Genomic DNA, 19,969 nt, shown 5'->3' on the forward strand with positions numbered 1-19,969 from the left:
AGAACCGCCGCAGCCTGATGCGCTGCGGCCGTTTTTAAACCTGCAAACCAGGCAACGCGCGTATCTACTCCGACGGATCAGAACTGCCAGGAAACGCTGACGTTGATGTTGCGCGGCTCACCGTAAACGTAGCTGTTCATATAGCTGTAGTACTCGCGATCAAACAGATTATCGACGTTAGCCTGCAGCGCAACCTGCCGGTTAATCTGATAACGGGCAAACAGCGAGGCCAGCGGATAGCTGCCCTGGTAAACGCGCACGCTATCGCCGCTGGCGTTGGTGGAATCTTCGAACACCCGGTTCTGCCAGTTAAGGCCGCCGCCGAGCGTCAGATCGGGCAGCATTGGCAACTGGTAGCGGGTGAAGAATTTAAAGGACGTTTGCGGCTGATAGCTGTTGAAGCGGCCACTCTTGTCCCGTGCGACATAGCGGGTTGCGCCAAAGGTCAGCTGCAGATTATCGGTCAACGCTCCGTTCAGTTCGAACTCGGCACCTTTACTTACTGCGCCTTTCGCCGGCGCATAAGCCTGCTCGCTGCCGCTGAGATACACCCCGTCAAGCGCCTGACCCACGTTGTCCTGCTCAATGCGGAAGATCGCGACGGTTGCAGTCAGCCGGCCGTCGTACCACGCCGATTTCAGTCCGGTCTCGTAGCTTTTACCGGTGACCGGCGCCAGATATTTCCCGCGGGTATCGCGATAGGTTTGCGGCAGGAAGATCGCGGTATAGCTGCCATACGCGGACCAGGTATCGTTGATGTCGTACACCAGGCCAGCATAAGGCGTGGTGTTGTTTTTGGTCATATCTCCGCTGCTGCCCTCGGTGCTCCATTGGGTATAACGCGCGCCAATAATCAACGACAGCGGATCGGTCAGCGAGAAGCGTGCTGCACTATAAGCCGATTTCTGACGGATGGTGTCGTTCGCATTGAGATACCAGCCCTGCCATTCAGGTTCGGCAATATTGCCACTCCAGCTGTTGTTGAAGATGCCCATATCTTCAGCGGTGATTTCGCCTGCCCCGGCATTGCTGACCCCATCCTGACTCCAGGTCGCGTTATGCTGGCGGCTGTAGCTGATGCCCGCCATCAACAGGTGCTGACGGCCCAACAGCGCAAACGGACCGCTGGCGAAACCATCGAAGGAATCCACCTTACGCTTTCCGCGGTCCATGCTGCCGAAACCGGTGGTGCCTTCGCCGCTATCCTGATCGGCACTGCCCATTACGTAGAGCAGCTTATCGCTGAAGGTATTCTCGGCGTGGGTCCCGTTAAAGTGAACGTTCCAGCCGTTATCAAAGTTGTGATCGATATCGGCGAAAACTTTGCGGGCATTGGTGTTGTAACGCGCCCAGTTGGCCGCTGAATTCAGGCTGCGATCGTAGTGGGTGGTAGCGTTGTTGCTGTAAAACATCGGCAGACCGCCCCAGGTGGGATTGCCGGTGTTGTTATCTTCATAATCGTAACCCAGCGACAGGGTAGTTCGTTCGCTCAGGTCGGCATCGATAACGCCATAAACAAACTTTTTGGTTTTATGATAGCGGTCCAGCCAGCTGTCCTGATCGGTATAGCCGGTGACGACCCGGCCGCGCAGGCTGCCATCACTGTTTAGCGGGGCTGAGAGATCCGCCACATAACGCTGCTTATTCCAGCTGCCGTAGCTGGCATCCAGCGTACCGGTGAAGGTTTTACTGTCGGCATGTTTACGTACCATATTAATCGAGGCGGCAGGGCTGCCTGCTCCGCTCATCAGCCCGGTAGCGCCACGGACGATTTCGATGCGATCGTAAATCGCCGTATCAGAGGCCGCATCGCCGTAGTTCCACGCATCGTTGACCGAAGTGGGGATGCCGTCGTAGGTGAAATTACTCACCTTAAAGCCGCGCGAATAGTATTCAGAACGTTCACTGTCGATCAGATTAGTCGAGATACCGGTGGCATTGGTCAGAACATCGTTAACCGATTGCAGATCCTGATCTTTCATCCGCTGCTGGGTCACTACGCTGACCGATTGCGGGACGTCTCGCGGCGTTAACAGCAGTTTTGTACCAGCCCGGGTGGTCTGAACAGCATAGTCCTGCTCAGAGCTGCGGTTGTCATCGTCGGGGGCGGCCTTCACCACCAGATCCTGCTGTGACTCCTCAGCCGCCTGTGCCAGCCGGGGAGTGAACAGCGCCGGTACCGCCACTGCCAGCAACGAAACGCGAAAGGTTTTCCTGAAGCCTGATTCCATGCCGTTTAAAGACATAATAGTTTCCGTAAGCAATGATTATTATTTTTAAGCCGTTACGCTTTTTCAGTGAGCTTCGCGCGCCTTTACCCTGGTGAAATCAGCAGGGAATGATGATTTGCGAATGCCAATGATAATCATTTGCTTTATATTTTTTCGGAATGAATCAACACCAAGTGTAAGAAGATGTAAAGGTTTTGATAATCAAACAGATAAAAGCATTTTAATCCGGATAGTAACGGATGTTTACAGGTTTTCAGGGCTGTAAAAAGGGGCGACTGATGCTAAATAGCGGCAACAAAAGCCGAATCGGACATCAATCAAGCGGGAAATGCGGGCCGCAATCTGCCGGTTAAGTTGATTACCGGTTGTTAATGCGTATGATTCTCATTCTTCCGCGCGGCCACACTGGACCGGCGCGATTCATCCCTTGATGGAGTTCAGCATGAAATCGTTGTTTAGTCCGCGCAAAGCCGCTGTTGCCCTGGCTGTTGCCGCGGCCTTTAGCCTGACCGCCTGTCAGGCGCCGGCCAAAAAAGTTGACGCGCCTGCTGCTGAAGCAGCAAAACCGGTTGATACGGCGATAACGCAACGCGCGCTGGGAGAGGGTCTGTACGAGATGGCCTATTCGCCGGCGTCCAAAGCGCTGTTTGTTGCCAGTGCTCAGGCGTTTAAGGATGTGAATGGCGGCATGATCTATCGCCTCGATCCAGCCACGCTGGATACCAAAGGCGAAACCCATACCGACCTGAAAAATTTCGGTACCGCCATCGATCAGCAGGGCAGCGTGTTCTATACCACCAACTCGCTGGATGGCGCGCTCTCCAAAGTGGATGCGCAGAGCGGCAAAGTGCTGCAGCGGCTGGTATTCCCCGGCAAGATCAGCAAAGAGGGTTATCCTGCCGGTGCGCGTGAAGTGCTGTGGCACGGCAACGAGTTATACGTCGGCCGGGTCGCCGATCCTGGCTATATCTCGGTGGTGGATACCAAAACCTTTAAGCTGAAAACCGAGATTAAAAATGCCGGTAAATGGGTCACCGGCATCATCTATTCCCCGCTGACCGAACGTATTTATGCCGCCAACGGTTCCGGCGAAATCCTGGTCATCAATCCGCGCAGTCACAAAATCGAAAAACGCCTGACCGCGGGTGATGGCAAAGAGTACCTTTTCCTTAATATGGCGGAAGATCCGGCTACCGGCCGTCTGTTTGTCACTGACGATTCCAAAGCCAAAACCACGCTGGTGTTCGACGAACGGAGCGGGAAGGTGATCAAACGTATCGAAGGCGATGCGCTGGGCATTAAGTTCAACCCGCAGCGAAATGAACTCTACATCAGTCAGCGTGAATCGAAAAAAGTGCTGCAACTGGACGCCACCACCTACGCGGTGAAAAAGAGCTGGTCGTTTGATAAAAACCCTAACAGCCTGCTGATTGGACCGGATAACGCCACGCTGTACGTCACCCTGAAGGCCGAGTTTAATAAGGACTCGTCTACCAAAGGCACTGACGAAATCGTGCGGATTGCGCTGAAGTAATCACCACCGCGCCTGTCCGGCTATGCCGCGCAGGCGCTGATGAAGCAGCACGGCTGCGACACGCTGCCGCCATAAAAAGACAACAGCAAAAAGCCCGCTCAGGTTTCCCTGAGCGGGCTTTTCTAATTCTGGCTCCTCTGACTGGACTCGAACCAGTGACATACGGATTAACAGTCCGCCGTTCTACCGACTGAACTACAGAGGAATTGCTGGAACGGGGCGAATATTAGCGGCGCGGGTTCAGCTTGTCAAAGCTCTCTTTGATGAATTGCGTTCAGATGCTCGTAAAAGCAGCGGATCGGCGTTTTTTTAGGGTTTTAGGTGACTTTTCAAACTGCCAACAGGATCTCAATTTAAAGGCATTTCTCCACAGATGTTAGATGCGTGTCAAAGTTTTGTTATTTGGCGATGTTAAAACAATCATTTCAGTGCTTTTATGATAAAAATTTCAAAACGTGATTATATGGAATAAATAAACTGCTTATCATCACGGACGCAACCTTTCTGAAAAAGTAAAACGTCATTTTGAAATTAATTGTTTGTGAATCAAGTGATTGTGAAAAGGAGTGGTCGGTCACAAAAATAGCCAGAAGCGGAAGTCTTACCTCAAATTTACCGAAACAGACGCCAGCCCGGCTGGATGAATGTAAAAGATATTTTTCATTCGCAGTGTCAGCCACTGAGCAAGTTAACAAATAAGAAGGGTTCCTATGAACATTAAAAAAACGATTGTCGCCTCACTGTTAGCCTGCATGTTGCCTGCCGCCGTCATGGCAAAAGATCTCTCGGTTGGTGTCTCTATGGCACTGTTTGACGACAACTTTCTGACCATCCTGCGCACCTCAATGCAGAAAGAGATGCAGAAAGATGGCGTTAAAGGTCAGGTAGAAGATGCCAAAGGTGACGTTTCACAGCAGCTGCAACAGGTTCAGACCTTCATCGGTCAGGGCGTTGACGCCATCATCGTCAACCCGGTCGACACCAACGCGGTGAAGCCGATTATGGATCAGGCCAGTAAAGCCGGTATCCCGCTGATCTTCGTTAACCGTCGTCCACAGGCTGAGCTGACCGACAAAATGGCCTACGTCGGTTCCGATTCCGAACTGGCCGGACGTTTACAAATGGAAGCACTCGCCAAAGCGATGAACGGCAAAGGCAACGTCGCCATTCTGATGGGCGACCTGGCGAATGAATCGACCCGTGACCGCACCAAAGGGGTAGAAGAAGTCGCCGCAAAATTCCCCGGCATCAAAATCGTGCAGAAGCAGACCGCAAAATTCATGCGTAACGACGCGGTGGATGTGGTCAGCAACTGGATGACCGCTGGCAACGACATCAACGCCATCGCCTCGAACAACGATGAAATGGCAATCGGTGCCTTACAGGCGCTGGGCAAGAATCCGGACAAAATCCTGATTGCTGGCGTCGACGGCACGCCAGATGCGCTGCAGATGCTGAAGCAGGGCAAGATGATCGCCACCGTGTTCCAGGATGCGCAGGGCCAGGGTGAAGGCGCGGTTCAGGCTGCGGTGAAACTGGCGAAGGGCGAAAAAGTACAGAAAGTTATCAATATCCCTTACCAGTTGATTACCAAAGAAAATATGGACCAGTTTACCCAGCGTAATCTGAAATAATCGTTCCCGACCCAGCTGTACGGAGGTGATGTATGACCGCTTTTGCGCTTGAAGCCGAAGGCATCAGCAAGTTCTTCCCTGGGGTGAAGGCACTCGACAACGTCTCGTTGCGGGTGCGTCCGGGAACGGTACATGCCTTGATGGGCGAAAATGGCGCGGGCAAATCCACTTTAATGAAGTGCCTTATCGGGATGTATCGTCCCGATAAGGGCACCATCCGCATTAAAGGGGAGCCGGTGCAGTTTCAGGACACTATGGATGCCTTGCGTTCCGGTGTCTCGATGATCCACCAGGAACTGAATCTGGTGCCGTACATGACGGTGGCCGAGAATATCTGGCTGGGTCGTGAACCGATGAAGTTTGGCTTTGTCGATCACGCCCGCCTGAATCAGATGACGCAGACGCTGCTGAACCGACTGAACATCCGCCTGAAAGCCGATCGTATGGTCGGCGATCTGAGTATCGCATCGCAGCAGATGGTGGAAATTGCCAAAGCCGTTTCGTGGGATTCCGACATCGTCATTATGGATGAGCCCACCTCCGCGTTAACTGAAACGGAAGTTGCGCATCTGTTCACCATCATCCGTGACCTGCGTGAGCAGGGCAAAGCCATCATTTATATCAGTCACAAGATGGATGAGATTTTCGCCATCACCGACGAAGTGAGTATTTTCCGCGACGGCAGCTGGATTGGCAGCGACCAGACGGCGAAATACACCCGCCAGTCATTAATCACCCAGATGGTCGGGCGTGAACTGACCCAGCTGTTCCCGAAATTCAACAACGATATCGGCGAAGATGTGCTGACGGTTCGTAATCTGAGCTGTAAAGACCGCTTCACCGATATCAACTTCAGCGTTCGCCGTGGCGAGATCCTCGGCGTGGCCGGTCTGGTAGGCGCGGGCCGCAGCGAGGTGATGGAAAGCCTGTTCGGCATGGAAAGCTTCGATAGCGGTGAAATTTTAATTGATGGTGTGCCGGTCAATATCGACTCGCCGTCCACCGCGATTGAGAAGGGGATGGCGTTTCTCACCGAGGATCGCAAAAAGTCCGGGCTGTTTCTGGTGCTATCGGTGATGGAGAACATGAGCATCGTCAACATGCCGGAGTACAGCGGGAAAAGCGGTTTTGTCAGCCATGTGAAGATGGCGCAGGACTGCATGGATCAAATCCGGCGACTCAACATCAAAACCCCGACCATGGATCAGATCATCAACAACCTCAGCGGCGGCAATCAGCAAAAGGTATTGATTGCCCGCTGGCTGCTGGCGCAACCCAAGATCCTGATTCTGGATGAACCGACGCGCGGTATCGACGTCGGGGCAAAAGCGGAGATTTACCGCTTAATCAGTGAACTCGCCAACCGTGGCGTAGCCATCATTATGGTGTCGTCTGAATTGCCGGAAATTCTCGGCATGAGCGACCGGGTAATGGTGATGCACGGCGGGCGTATAACCGGCATCCTCGATAAAGAAGAAGCCGATCAGGAAACCATTCTGTCGTTGGCATCCGAGTGAGGCGCGAGACAACTATGAGCAATATGAAAGCCACTGCCACCCCGGCAGCTCCGCAGCACCCCTCCTTTTTCGCCAGTCTGCGTCACAAATTGCCGAAAGATACCGGCATTTTTGTGGTGATGGTGGGGATAGCGTTAATTTTTGAAATGTTCGGCTGGTACGTGCGTGACCAGTCTTTCCTGCTCAACACCAACCGTCTGATCCTGATTGTGTTGCAGGTGGCGATTATCGGGATTATCGCGGTAGGCGTGACCCAGGTGATCATTACCACCGGTATCGACCTTTCATCCGGGTCGGTTATCGCCCTGACGGCCGTCGTCGCCGCCAGCCTGGCGCAAACCTCGGACAGCCTGTCGCCGATGTATCCGTCGCTGGTGAATATGCCGGCGGTGATCCCGATCGCCGCCGGTATCGGGGTCGGCTTGCTGTGTGGTCTGGTGAATGGCGTGTTGATCACCCGCACCGGTATCCCGCCGTTTATTGCCACTCTCGGCATGATGGTGTCGGCGCGCGGTCTGGCACAGTATTACACTCAGGGTAACCCGATCAGCTTCCTCTCCGATGGCTTTACCTCTATCGGCCAAGGCGCGATGCCGGTGGTGATTTTCCTGGTGGTGGCGCTGCTGTTTCATATCGCCCTGAAGCATACCCGCTACGGTAAATATGTTTACGCCATCGGCGGTAACATGACCTCCGCCAAAGTCTCGGGTATCAAGGTTAATAAGTACCTGATCATCGTCTATACCATTGCCGGTGCGCTCTCTGGCCTGGCCGGTGTGGTGCTGGCGGCCCGTGTCAGCAGCGGACAGTCGAGCATGGGGATGTCCTATGAGCTGGATGCGATTGCCGCAGCCGTAATCGGTGGCAGCAGCCTGATGGGCGGCGTCGGCCGCATCACCGGTACGCTAATCGGTGCAGTGATCCTCGGCCTGATTAAAAGCGGATTCACCTTTGTCGGTGTCGATGCCTATATTCAGGACATCATCAAAGGGATCATCATTGTCGCTGCGGTCTCGATTGATATGCATCGCAACCGTAAAAAACGCTGATTTGCCACCGGTACTGCGCCGCCGGACCCTGGCGCATGCATTGCCCTCTCTGCTGCCTGGCAGAGAGGGCAATGTTCAGTCCGATCCCGCCGAATTCCCGGCGAATTCCCGCCAACGATAAGAAATCCCACTGATAACGCTTACACGCTGAGCCGCCACGCCAGCGCCTGAAGCCAGGCTGTGCGTGCCTTATCCGCTTACCGCTGCACTAAAACGGATCTGCAGGTCATCACTTTTATGCACGCCTGACTCGCAGCGTCTGCACTATCGCGGTGCGTGACTGGCCGTTTCGTCGCCGGACAGCCTATCGCCGCCGCTTATTAACTCTTATGAGGTAATCAGAAACGCTTATTTTCCGGCGCGTTAGGAAAATTCTGGTTGGGCTGATGGCTGCCCGGATGAAACCTGGCCTGCATCTTGCAATTTCCTTAGCAACAACGCGGTTGGCTCAGACCAATTTAGCTATTCGGGGTTAGTGACGGAGGCAAGATGAATTTAAGACGACTGAAGTACTTTGTTAAAATCGTCGATATCGGCAGTCTGACTCAGGCGGCAGAAGTGCTGCACATCGCCCAGCCTGCGCTGAGTCAGCAGGTTGCGACGCTGGAGAACGAACTGGATCAACAACTGTTGATTCGCACCAAGCGCGGCGTCACACCGACCGAAGCCGGTAAGATTCTTTACTCGCATGCACGGACCATCCTGCGCCAGTGTGAGCAGGCACAAACCGCGGTGATCAATGCTGGCCAGGTGTTAAGCGGTCAGGTTTCGATTGGGCTGGCACCGGGTACGGCGGCGTCATCGCTGACCATGCCGCTGTTGCAGACGGTACGCGATCAGTTCCCGGAAGTGCTGGTTTATCTGCATGAAAACAGCGGCAGTTCGCTGAATGAGAAAGTGATGAACGGTCAGCTGGATATGGCGGTGTTGTACGATCGTGCGCCGACCGCCGGAATTAACAGCATGGCGCTGATGAAAGAGGAGCTGTATCTGGTCGGTGCCACCGACTGTCCGGGTGCCAGTGTCGATCTGGCTGATGTGGCACAGATGAGCCTGTTCCTGCCGCGCGACTACAGTGCAGTGCGCAAACGTGTCGATGAGGCGTTTTCACTGCGTCGCCTGAGTGCACGTATCATCGGCGAAATCGAATCGATCTCTACGTTGACGGCGGCAATCTCCAGCGGTATGGGCGTCACGGTGTTGCCGGAATCCGCCGCACGTTCGCTGGTTGGCTCAACCAATGCCTGGATGGCGCGGATCAACAGTCCGTCACTCAGCCTGCCGCTGTCGCTGAATATCTCCGCCCGTTTACCGTTGTCGCCGTCGGCGCAGGCAGTAAAAAATATTCTGCTGTCGCTGCTGAATAAGCCGATGAGCGAAGAGCGTGAGTTGATGTTGGTGAGTTAATGGGGCAGGTTACGCTTGCTGCGGTCTGATATTGAGCGGGTTTCGCTTGCTGCGGACTGACATTGAGCGGGTTTCGCCCGCCAGGCGATGGGGAGTTTCAGGTTGCCTGAGCAGGCGGACGCGTCAAGGGGCGGACGCCCGCCCCTTAACAATCCCGGCGTCCGGCGGCCTGCGCGCCACGCTGCGCGCGGTGCCTTCGTCACTCCCTGCGGCCGACGGACCGGCCGGACGCGCCATCCCTGGCACGATCCGTCCTTTCGCCGACCTCCTGTCGGCTCTCCTGGCCTCCGGTTGTTCCTCAGCGCTGCGGACGCCTCTGCTAAAATCCCCGTCTGTAAATCCTCTTTCTTGTAGATGGACTGATTTTGGCTGGTGCCCAGGGGGTTATTTAGACCTGCTGCGGTCTGACATTGAGTGAGGTTACGCCCGCCGGGCGGTGGGGAGTTTCAGGTTGCCTGAGCAGGCGGACGCGTCAAGGGGCGGACGCCCGCCCCTTAACAATCCCGGCGTCCGGCGGCCTGCGCGCCACGCTGCGCGCGGTGCCTTCGTCACTCCCTGCGGCCGACGGACCGGCCGGACGCGCCATCCGTGGCACGATCCGTCCTTTCGCCGACCTCCTGTCGGCTCTCCTGGCCTCCGGTTGTTCCTCAGCGCTGCGGACGCCTCTGGTAAAATCCTCGTCTGTAATCTCTCTGACTTGTATATGGACTGGTTTTGCCTGGTGGCTGGTGGGTTAGTTAGACCTGCTGCGGTCTGACACTGAGCGGGTTTCGCCCGCCAGGCGATGGGGAGTTTCAGGTTGCCTGAGCAGGCGGACGCGTCAAGGGGCGGACGCCCGCCCCTTAACAATCCCGGCGTCCGGCGGCCTGCGCGCCACGCTGCGCGCGGTGCCTTCGTCATTCCCTGCGGCCGACGGACCGGCCGGACGCGCCATCCGTGGCACGATCCGTCCTTTCGCCGACCTCCTGTCGGCTCTCCTGGCCTCCGGTTGTTCCTCAGCGCTGCGGACGCCTCTGGTAAATCCCCGTCTGTAATCTCTCTGTCTTGTATATGGACTGGTTTTGCCTGGTGTCTGGTGGGTTAGTTAGACCTGCTGCGGTCTGACATTGAGTGAGGTTTCGCCCGCCAGGCGATGGGGAGTTTCAGGTTGCCTGAGCAGGCGGACGCGTCAAGGGGCGGCCGCCCGCCCCTTAACAATCCCGGCGTCCGGCGGCCTGCGCGCCACGCTGTGCGCGGTCCCTTCGTCATTCCCTGCGGCCGACGGACCGGCCGGACGCGCCATCCGTGGCGCGATCCGTCCTTTCGCCGACCTCCTGTCGGCTCTCCTGGCCTCCGGTTGTTCCTCAGCGCTGCGGACGCCTCTGGTAAATCCCCCGCCTGTAATCTCTCTGACTTGTATATGGACTGGTTTTGCCTGGTGTCTGGTGGCAGGGATTACATCTGGTGGCTGTATGGATACTTTCTTTTTCCTGACGGTTAACGCCTCTTAACGTGAAAGAAACATTGACACTTATAGTGTTCACTCATCACAGCAACGAAGCACCCATAAAGAAACATAAAAATCACAGCGAGGGGTTAGGGAGGCCATCTGAAGCGCTGAGCCGATGAGGGATTTCAGGACGAGCGACAGGGAGGTCGCGAAGAGTCGGGGTCGTGCCAGGGATGGCGCGTCCCGACGGTCCGTGAGAAATCCGGAAGAGGCGAAGGGACCGCGAAGCGGCGGTGAAGCAGGCCGGAGCCCGGGGTCAAGGGGGCGCGGCGACTGGCGCCCCCTTGTCGGTCGCCGGCAGCGGCGAAACTGAAACTGCCGCAGCCAGCCGGCGAACGAAACCTGCTCATAGCCCGTTCGCGCAGCGAACCCAGGGCCAGGCGGGCGAAACCCGCTCAGTGCATACCCGCTGCCTGCTGGCGAACGAAACCTGCTCATAGCCCCGTTCTCGCAGCGAACACCCAGCCCGCAGCCAGCCGGCGAACGAAACCTGCTCATAGCCCGTTCGCGCAGCGAACCCAGGGCCAGGCGGGCGAAACCCGCTCAGTGCATACCCGCTGCCTGCTGGCGAACGAAACCTGCTCATAGCCCCGTTCTCACAGCGAACACCCAGCCCGCTGCCAGCCGGCAAACGAAACCCTCTGCAGCCCCGTTCGCGCAGCGAACACGCCCCCCTCAATCCCACCCCTTTATTCCCTATTGTCATATAAGTAACTTTTTTAGTATTTCCTGTTATCAATAATAGTTCTTACCATCAACAAATCAGATTACGTAAAGGGAGGTAAATACCGTGAATTTCCAGCAACTTAAAATCATCCGCGAGGCGGCACGCTGTGAATTTAATTTAACGGAAGTCGCCAATACGCTATTTACGTCCCAGTCGGGTGTGAGCAGGCATATTCGTGACCTTGAAGATGAACTGGGCGTCGAAATTTTTATCCGGCGTGGCAAACGCCTGCTGGGCATGACGGAGCCAGGAAAAGCATTACTGACCATCGCCGAGCGCATTCTCGATGAGGCCGGCAAAGTGCGTCGGCTGGCCGATGTTTTTACCAATGAAACCAGCGGCATACTGACTATCGCTACCACCCACACCCAGGCGCGCTACAGCCTGCCGAAAATCATTAAGGCGTTCCGTCAGCTCTATCCCAACGTCCGGCTGGAACTGAATCAGGGTTCGCCGCAGGAAATTGTCAGCATGCTGCTGGCGGGTGAGGCGGATATCGGCATTGCCAGTGAAATGCTGGTCAATAACAGCAGCCTGGCGGCGTTCCCGTGGTTCAGCTGGCACCACGCTTTACTGGTGCCGAAAGAGCATGAGCTGGTGCAGAATCAGCCGGTATCGCTCAGTACCCTCAGCCGCTATCCGCTGATCACCTATCGTCAGGGGATCACCGGACGGTCACGCGTCGATCGGGCTTTCCAGTCGGCCGGACTGAAACCCGATATTGTGCTCAGCGCACAGGACTCCGACGTGGTGAAAACCTACGTTAAACTCGGTTTAGGCGTCGGGATACTGGCCGATCAGGCATGCGAAACCGAAGAGAACGATGACCTGGTCCGGGTCGAGGCGACGCACCTGTTCGATGCCAGCACCGTCTGGCTCGGCCTCAAGCGCGGGCAACTACAGCGTAACTATGTCTGGCAATTCCTTGAATTGTGCAACGCTAACCTGTCACTGGAAGAGATCAAACGTCAGGCACTCTCCTACGGTAATGAAGATGAACCGGTAATCGACTTCCAGATTTAACCCTGATGCGCATCCGCTGGGGTGCGCATTTCGCCGCACGGCATAAAATTTCTTTTCGCGGCGAAAAATTCCTTTCCGACACTTTCTCCTCTCTGACAACAACATCCTGCGCTGACCCGCCGCGATAAAGTGGAATCAGCCGTTCACAAGGGGATGTTATGTCGCGACTACAACTGAAAGATAGCGATCTACTGCGCCAGCAGGCGTTGTTCGCCGGACGCTGGCAGGGCGCACAGCAGGGCGTCACACTGCCGGTTACCGATCCTGCCACTGGCGAAACCATCGCCACTATTCCAGCGCTGGGAAAAACCGAGACTGAGCAGGCGATTGCGCATGCCGAATCGGTCCGCATTGCCTGGGGAAAGACGCCCAATGCCACGCGTGCGGCGCTGCTGGAAAAATGGCACCAGCTGATTATTGATCATGCCGACGATCTGGCGATTATCATGACCGCCGAGCAGGGCAAACCGCTGGCAGAAGCCAAAGGTGAGGTGCTGTACGGTGCCAGCTTTGTTAAATGGTTCGCTGAAGAGGCGCGCCGCATCTATGGCGACACCATTCCGGCCCCCAGCGATGACCGCCGTATTCTGGTGCTGAAACAGCCGGTCGGCGTGGCAGCCGCCATTACGCCGTGGAATTTCCCGATTGCGATGATCACCCGCAAAGTCGCCCCCGCGCTGGCCGCTGGCTGCCCGATCATAGTCAAACCGTCTGAACTGACGCCGCTCTCAGCGCTGGCGCTGGCGGTACTGGCGGAGCGTGCCGGCTTCCCGTCTGGCGTGCTGCAGGTGCTTACCGGTCTGCCGACCGAAATCGGTGAAGCGCTGACTGCCAGCCGCACGGTGCGCAAAATCTCCTTTACCGGCTCTACCCGGGTCGGACAACTGCTGATGCAGCAAAGCGCTGACAGCATCAAACGCCTGAGCCTTGAGCTGGGCGGCAATGCCCCGTTGATCGTATTTGACGATGCCGATATTGAGATAGCGGTGGCCGGGGTGATGGTCAGCAAGTTCCGCAATGCCGGCCAGACCTGCGTCTGCGCCAACCGGATTCTGGTGCAGCGCGACATCTATCCACGCTTTAGCGCCAGACTGCTGGAGGCGGTCGCCACCCTGAAAGTCGGTGATGGCTTTACGCCAGGCACCACCATTGGCCCGCTGATCAACAACCGGGCAGTAGAGAAAGTGAACGGACACATCGACGATGCTCTGAGTCAGGGTGCCACGCTGCTGACCGGCGGGATCAGCCGCAACAACGGTACCTTTGTTGAACCGACGGTGCTGGGTAACGTGACCAGTAGCATGCGTATCGCCCATGAAGAAACCTTCGGCCCGGTCGCGCCGCTGTTTATTTTTGATGATGAAGAGCAGGCAATTGCGATGGCTAATGACACGCCGTATGGGCTGGGAGCCTACTTCTTCACTGAAAATATCCGCCGGGCGTGGCGGGTGGCGGAAGCGCTGGAGTTCGGCATGGTCGGCTTCAATACCGGGGCAATTTCATTAGAAGTGGCACCGTTTGGCGGGGTGAAATTATCCGGCATTGGCCGGGAAGGTTCGCGATATGGAATTGATGAGTACCTGGAACAAAAAACATTTCATATCGGCAGCCTCTGAATAAGCAGTGAATAAAAACGCGTCAGCCTGCATTTCGGGCTGGCGTTTTTTTTGCTGAATGTTTTCTCACCGGCTGACTTATTTATCTGCGCTCTGATTTATCTGCACTCTGAAAAAGCTGGAAATTTATCAATGATGTGAACTGTGTCGATAAATTGAAGGCGAAATTCTGTCGTCGGGTGCAACGCTGACTCAGCGATACCCGTAATGGTGCAATTTCCGTGCGCGTTGCACCCGCAGAGTGCATAAATTTTGTGAAGTAAATCATCTGTTTAATTGTTCGGCAATTCCGCAAAAATTCCTCCGCCAATACGGCAGAAAATTTTTTTGCGCTGTTTTAAACGCATTTTTATTTTTTGCCCGGCTGGCATACTTTCTGCATTAGCTTATTAACGCGATAACTAAGTGACGTTTAAAACGCTAATAAGCCAGCGAATGACGGGTGTAACAAATAAGGATTCTTCCATGTTAAGTTTCGACCCTGAAAAAGTTTCCCTTCCGGTTGGTCATTATATTGGCGGCCAGCATCTTCAGAGCCAGGGCGCGCCCTTTGCGGTGAAGCGTCCCTCCGACGGCAAGGTATACGCCACGCTGCATGACGCCACGCCGCAGGATGTCGACCATGCCGTGACCGTGGCTCATCAGGCGCTGAAAACCAGCGGCTGGTCCGGCTGTGCGCCGCGTGAGCGCGGTCGGGTATTACGGCGCTGGGCCGATCTGATCGAGCAGGACCCGCTGCTGGCTCAGCTCGAAGCGCTCGGGTCGACCCGGCCAATCAGTGATGTGGTACTGCACGAAATTCCGTTCACCGCCGAAGCGATTCGCTTTTATGCCGAATGCGCCGACAAATACAGCGGCGACCTGTTTCCGACCCGCGACAGCAGTCTCGGTATGCTGGTGGCCGAACCCTATGGCGTGATTGGGGCCATCACCCCGTGGAATTTCCCGCTGTCGATGGCGTCATGGAAATGCGGACCGGCGCTGGCAGCCGGTAATGCCGTGGTGCTCAAACCTTCTGAACTGACCCCGTTTTCCACCGTGCGAATGGCCGAGCTGGCGATTCAGGCTGGCTTACCGGCCGGGATCCTCAACATCGTGCAGGGCAGTGGTGCGGTGACCGGCAGTGCGCTGGTGAAACATCCTCTGGTGCGCAAAGTCTCCTTCACCGGCTCCACCCTGACCGGCGCGCGCATCATGAGCGATGCGGCGCAGTTCGGCATGAAACCGGTCACGCTGGAACTTGGCGGTAAAAGTCCACAGCTGGTGTTTGATGATGCCGGTGACCCGGACATCCTGGCGCAGCGCATTCTGCGGGGTTTCACCGCCAACGGCGGCCAGGCCTGCGTGGCGGGCACCCGCTTAATCGTCCAGCGCGGCATTGCCGATGCACTGACTGAACGGCTGGCGCGGCTGTGCCGTGAAGTGACTCCTGGCGTCACCTGGCACGAAGGCAGTCGCTATGCGCCGCTGATCGATGAACGTCAGGGCAACAAGGTCTGTTCAGTGATTGAAGCCGCCAAAGCGCAGGGTGCCGAGGTGCTGGTGGGCGGTGAACGCTTCGCGGATACCGACGGCGGCTGGTTCTGGCAACCCACCTTGCTAAGCCACGTCAGCCGGGACAATCCGGCAGTGCAGCAGGAAATTTTTGGTCCGGTGCTGACCATCCAGCCGTTCGACGATGAAGAGCAGGGTCTGGCGCTGGCGGCACACGACACTTACGGCCTGTGCGCGGGGGTTCACACCCTCAGCCTGCCACGTGCGATGCGGGCGATGCGCGCCATCGACGCCGGCACCGTCTGGATCAACCGCTATGGCCGCTCCGGCGATTTCATTATTCCAACCGGTGGCTTCCTGGGATCGGGCATCGGGAAAGATTTAGGGCGTCAGGCATTTCAGGCCTGCCAGCGCCAGAAAAGCGTACTCATCGATTTCTAAGCGCAACTGACAATGACGAGGTTGTTACATGGCACTGTTTAAACCGAAATACATCACGTTCGACTGTTACGGCACGCTGATTCTGTTCGACATGGCCGGTGCCGCGCAGCGTCGCTTCAGCGACCGCATCGCCCCGCAGCAGATGCACGCGTTCACTACCGAATTCTCCAGCTATCGGCTGGATGAGGTCCTGGGCGCCTGGAAACCCTATTACGACGTGGTCAGCAACGCCCTGCAGCGCACCTGTAAAAAGTGGGGTGTCAGCTGGGACAAAGCCGACAGCGACTTTATTTATACCGACTGTGCCAGCTGGGGACCGCATCCCGACGTGCCGGCCGGGCTGGCAAAAGTAGCGGAGGCGTTTCCGCTGGTGCTGTTGACTAACTCGATGAACGACCTGATCCCACATCACGTGCCGCGTCTCGGTGCGCCGATCCATATGACCATCACCGCAGAAGAGGCGGGGGCTTACAAGCCGCAGATGAAAGGCTTCGAGTACATGCTGGAGAAGCTCGACTGTCGCCCGGATGAGATCCTCCATGTCTCTTCCAGTTTCCGCTACGACCTGATGACCGCGCACGATCTCGGCATCAAAAACAAAGTGTGGGTCAACCGCGGTCACGAACCGGCCAATCCGTACTACCAGTACACCGAAATTAAAGACATCGGCGGCCTGCCAGGCGTCGTTGGACTCTGAGGATAGCGCCATGAAACTGGAATCGTTCTGGCAAGCCACCGCGCCGGCCTTTAGCGGGGCCGCCAGCGACCCGCTGCCATTACAGGCGGATGTGGTGGTGATTGGCGGTGGTTTTACCGGCGTCTCGGCGGCGCTCAGCATGGCGCGCAGCGGCCTCAGCGTGGTGCTGCTGGAGAGTGGCGAGGTGATGAGTCAGGCCTCGTCGCGTAATGGCGGGCACTGCAATACCGGGGTGGCGCATAACTTTGCCGCGCTGGTGGCGAGTCAGGGGCTGGAACAGGCCAGTCGCTTCTATCGGGCTTTTGATGACGCGGTCAGCTACGTCGAACAGCTGGTGCGGGACGAACGGATCGACTGCGATTTTCGCCTGTGCGGCAAGCTCAAGCTGGCCAGCAAAGCGACCCACCTCGCCGGGCTGCGTGAAGCCGCCGAGCTGATGCGTCGCACGGTGGACCCGGAGATTGAGCTGCTCGACAAAGCGGCCGTCCGGCAGGAGATCGGCAGCGATGATTTTCACGGTGGCCTGCTGCAAAAACGCGGCGGACAGATGCACATGGGCAAGTTTGGCGTCGGACTGGCCAACGCCGCCGCCCGAAGCGGAGCAAAAATTTACCCGCATCATCCGGTGACCCGGCTGGAGCGACTCAGTGGTTATCAGCATCGGGTGCATACCGATCAGGGCGTGATTCTGGCCGACAAAGTACTGATGGCAACAGGCTGCTCCAACGTCGGGCCTTTTCCGTGGTTTCAGCGCCGCATCGTGCCGGTCGGCAGCTTTATCGTGGTGACCGAGACGCTGGATGAAGACTTGCTGCGCCAGGTGTTACCTCACGATCGCACCTACGTCACGTCACTCAACATCGGTAACTATTTTCGCAGCACCGCCGATCGTCGGTTGGTGTTCGGCGGTCGGGCGCGTTTTGCGGTCAGCAACCCGACCTCCGATTCGCGCAGCGGCGAGATCCTGCGTCGGGCCATGACGCAGATGTTTCCTCAGCTCAGCAATACGTCACTGGCCTACTGCTGGGGCGGCATGGTCGATATGACGGCCGATCGTTTGCCGCATGCCGGTGAGCAGGATGGCCTGTTCTATTCGCTGGGTTACAGCGGCCACGGCACCCAGATGTCGGTGTGGATGGGCCGGCTGATGGCCGATCTGCTGGCCGAAAAACAGACTGAAAATCCCTGGCAGCGCGCGTCATGGCCAGCGCTGCCCGGTTATCACGGCAAGCCATGGTTTTTGCCCCTCGCCGGGCTCTATTACAAAGCAAAGGATCGCCTGTCATAAATTCCCGCCGGGTTCAGGCCACCTCCGGCCACCGGAAGAGTCACTTCACGTTCGCTTGATGGTTTATTGAGGGTGTACAGATGAGCAAATTTGATAATAAAGAGCCTGACGCGGTCAATCCGGCACTGACGCGAATGATCACTGAAGGATCGCTGTCACGCCGTAGCCTGATGAAAATTCTCTCAGCCGGCGCAGTGATGAGCAGCGGCCTGATCGGTTTCTCCGGCGCGGCACTGGCCGATGATAAGCCGGTCAAAGGCGGCAAGCTGCGGGCGGCGATGTCGAACGCCTCCGCCACGGACACCCTTGATCCGGCAAAAAGTAACAACAGCGGCGACTACACCCGCCAGTACATGTTTTACAGCGGCCTGACCGAGCTGGATAAGAGCCTGATGGCGCAGCCGGCGCTGGCTGAATCGCTGGAGTCCAGTGACGGCATCAGCTGGCATATCAAACTGCGGCAGGGCGTTACCTTCCACGACGGCAAACCCTTTACCGCCAAAGATGTGGTCTACTCGCTCAGCCGCCATAAAGATCCGGCCGTCGCCTCCAACGCTTTCAAGCTGGCCGATCAGTTCAAAACCATCAGCGCAGTTGGCGATCATGAGGTGCTGCTGGAGCTGAATAGCGCCAACTTCGATGTGCCTTACATGCTGGCGACGCCGCCGTTTTTGATCGTGCAGGATGGCACCAAAGATTTCAGCAAGGGCATCGGTACCGGCCCGTTCATCTGCAAAGCCTTTATGCCGGGCGTGCGCTCGATTGGCAGCAAAAACCCCAACTACTACAAGCCCGGATTACCGCATCTGGATGAGGTTGAGCTGATTGGTGTTACCGACAATGCGGCGCGGGTCAATGCGCTGATGTCGGGCGATCTGCATATTGTCTCCACCCTGTCGGCAGCCGATTGCAAACGCATCAAGGCCACCGCTGACTTCGGCGTGCTGGAGAGTAAATCGGGCATGTACACCAACCTGATTGTGCGCACCGACGTCAAGCCGGGCAGCAACGAAGATTTCGTGCTGGCAATGAAATACCTGCAACCGCGTGAAATGCTGGTCAAAACCGTGCTGCAGGGCTACGGCGACGTCAGCAATGACACGCCGGTTCCGCCGTGGCATCCGCTCTACAACGCCGATCTCAAACCGCGGCCACTCGACGTCGAAAAGGCGAAATTCCACATCAAAAAAGCCGGCATGACCGGTTCGACGGTGGAGATCATTACCACCCCGAATATTGAAGGCGCCAACGAAGGCGGCCAGCTGATTCAGCAGGTGGCGCGAGGGGCGGGTATCAACTTCAAAGTGCGACGCGTGCCGTATGATGGTTACTGGTCTTCGCACTGGACCAAAGATCCGGTGGGATACGGCTCGATAAACCCGCGTCCGACGCTCGACATGCTGTTCTCACAGTTTTATCTCTCTAGCGCACCGAATAACGAATCAGGCTGGAAGAACGCACAGTTCGATCAGCTGGTGATTGCTGCACGTGGCGAGCGCGATCAGGCGAAGCGCAAGCAGATGTATGGCGATATGCAGGCGCTGATTTATGACCATTGCGGCACCATTATCCCGACCTTTATCAGCTCGACTGACGGTTACAACAAAAAGGTGAAAGGTGTGGAGGCCTGGCCGTCGGGCATGATGATGGGTTATCGCTTCCATGAGTTTGCCTGGCTGACCGCCTGATCCTGGCTTAGCGCCTATCCAGTCAGGCGATTTTATTTGTCAGTCTGAAGCTGGGCAGTGCTCACAATCCACACGTACTACGTGTACGTTCCGGTTGTTCCGCGCAGTCCGTGTCCGGACTGCCAGCAACAATT

At 56.7% G+C, this 19,969-nt stretch carries 12 protein-coding genes and 1 tRNA gene; 11 read left to right on the forward strand and 2 right to left on the reverse strand.

Going from position 1 to position 19,969, the window contains the following annotated elements:
- Nucleotides 1-77 precede the first annotated feature (77 nt).
- Complete coding sequence (fhuE, locus tag ACLIBF_RS07985) at nucleotides 78-2,246, reverse strand: ferric-rhodotorulic acid/ferric-coprogen receptor FhuE (protein WP_279811236.1); 2,169 nt, start codon at nucleotides 2,244-2,246, stop codon at nucleotides 78-80.
- A 427-nt stretch (nucleotides 2,247-2,673) separates the two neighbouring features.
- On the opposite strand from fhuE, the gene ACLIBF_RS07990 reads away from it, so the two are divergent.
- Entirely contained in the window at nucleotides 2,674-3,765 is a 1,092-nt protein-coding gene (locus ACLIBF_RS07990) for a YncE family protein (RefSeq protein WP_031376310.1), read from the forward strand.
- Nucleotides 3,766-3,894: 129 nt separating this feature from the next.
- On the opposite strand, the gene ACLIBF_RS07995 is transcribed toward ACLIBF_RS07990, so the two are convergent.
- A tRNA-Asn gene (locus tag ACLIBF_RS07995) sits at nucleotides 3,895-3,970 on the reverse strand.
- Between the two features lie 505 nt (nucleotides 3,971-4,475).
- Between ACLIBF_RS07995 and ACLIBF_RS08000 the strand changes: the two genes are divergently transcribed.
- From ACLIBF_RS08000 to ACLIBF_RS08045, 10 genes are all read left to right on the forward strand, one after another.
- Nucleotides 4,476-5,399, forward strand: coding sequence for a sugar ABC transporter substrate-binding protein (locus ACLIBF_RS08000; protein ID WP_069729732.1), 924 nt, complete (start codon nucleotides 4,476-4,478; stop codon nucleotides 5,397-5,399).
- A gap of 32 nt (nucleotides 5,400-5,431) precedes the next feature.
- Nucleotides 5,432-6,916: a sugar ABC transporter ATP-binding protein gene (locus ACLIBF_RS08005; protein WP_031376308.1), complete on the forward strand. Its 1,485-nt coding sequence runs from the start codon at nucleotides 5,432-5,434 to the stop codon at nucleotides 6,914-6,916.
- Between the two features lie 23 nt (nucleotides 6,917-6,939).
- Nucleotides 6,940-7,965: an ABC transporter permease gene (locus tag ACLIBF_RS08010; protein WP_448310381.1), complete on the forward strand. Its 1,026-nt coding sequence runs from the start codon at nucleotides 6,940-6,942 to the stop codon at nucleotides 7,963-7,965.
- 489 nt (nucleotides 7,966-8,454) lie between these two features.
- Nucleotides 8,455-9,372, forward strand: a complete 918-nt coding sequence (gene nac / locus ACLIBF_RS08015; protein ID WP_279811243.1) for a nitrogen assimilation transcriptional regulator NAC — start codon at nucleotides 8,455-8,457, stop codon at nucleotides 9,370-9,372.
- Nucleotides 9,373-11,651: 2,279 nt separating this feature from the next.
- Nucleotides 11,652-12,611, forward strand: coding sequence for an HTH-type transcriptional regulator Cbl (gene cbl, locus ACLIBF_RS08020; protein ID WP_031377051.1), 960 nt, complete (start codon nucleotides 11,652-11,654; stop codon nucleotides 12,609-12,611).
- A gap of 158 nt (nucleotides 12,612-12,769) precedes the next feature.
- Nucleotides 12,770-14,227: an NAD-dependent succinate-semialdehyde dehydrogenase gene (locus ACLIBF_RS08025; RefSeq protein ID WP_031377052.1), complete on the forward strand. Its 1,458-nt coding sequence runs from the start codon at nucleotides 12,770-12,772 to the stop codon at nucleotides 14,225-14,227.
- 465 nt (nucleotides 14,228-14,692) lie between these two features.
- Complete coding sequence (locus tag ACLIBF_RS08030; protein WP_279810486.1) at nucleotides 14,693-16,162, forward strand: aldehyde dehydrogenase family protein; 1,470 nt, start codon at nucleotides 14,693-14,695, stop codon at nucleotides 16,160-16,162.
- Between the two features lie 28 nt (nucleotides 16,163-16,190).
- On the forward strand, nucleotides 16,191-16,859 hold the full coding sequence (locus tag ACLIBF_RS08035) for a haloacid dehalogenase type II (protein ID WP_448309512.1): 669 nt from the start codon (nucleotides 16,191-16,193) through the stop codon (nucleotides 16,857-16,859).
- Between the two features lie 10 nt (nucleotides 16,860-16,869).
- Nucleotides 16,870-18,147, forward strand: a complete 1,278-nt coding sequence (locus ACLIBF_RS08040; RefSeq protein WP_448309513.1) for an NAD(P)/FAD-dependent oxidoreductase — start codon at nucleotides 16,870-16,872, stop codon at nucleotides 18,145-18,147.
- An 80-nt stretch (nucleotides 18,148-18,227) separates the two neighbouring features.
- Complete coding sequence (locus ACLIBF_RS08045; protein ID WP_031377055.1) at nucleotides 18,228-19,835, forward strand: ABC transporter substrate-binding protein; 1,608 nt, start codon at nucleotides 18,228-18,230, stop codon at nucleotides 19,833-19,835.
- The last annotated feature ends 134 nt before the right edge of the window (nucleotides 19,836-19,969 follow it).

The sequence above is a fragment of the Pantoea sp. PGP6 genome (assembly GCF_053474785.1).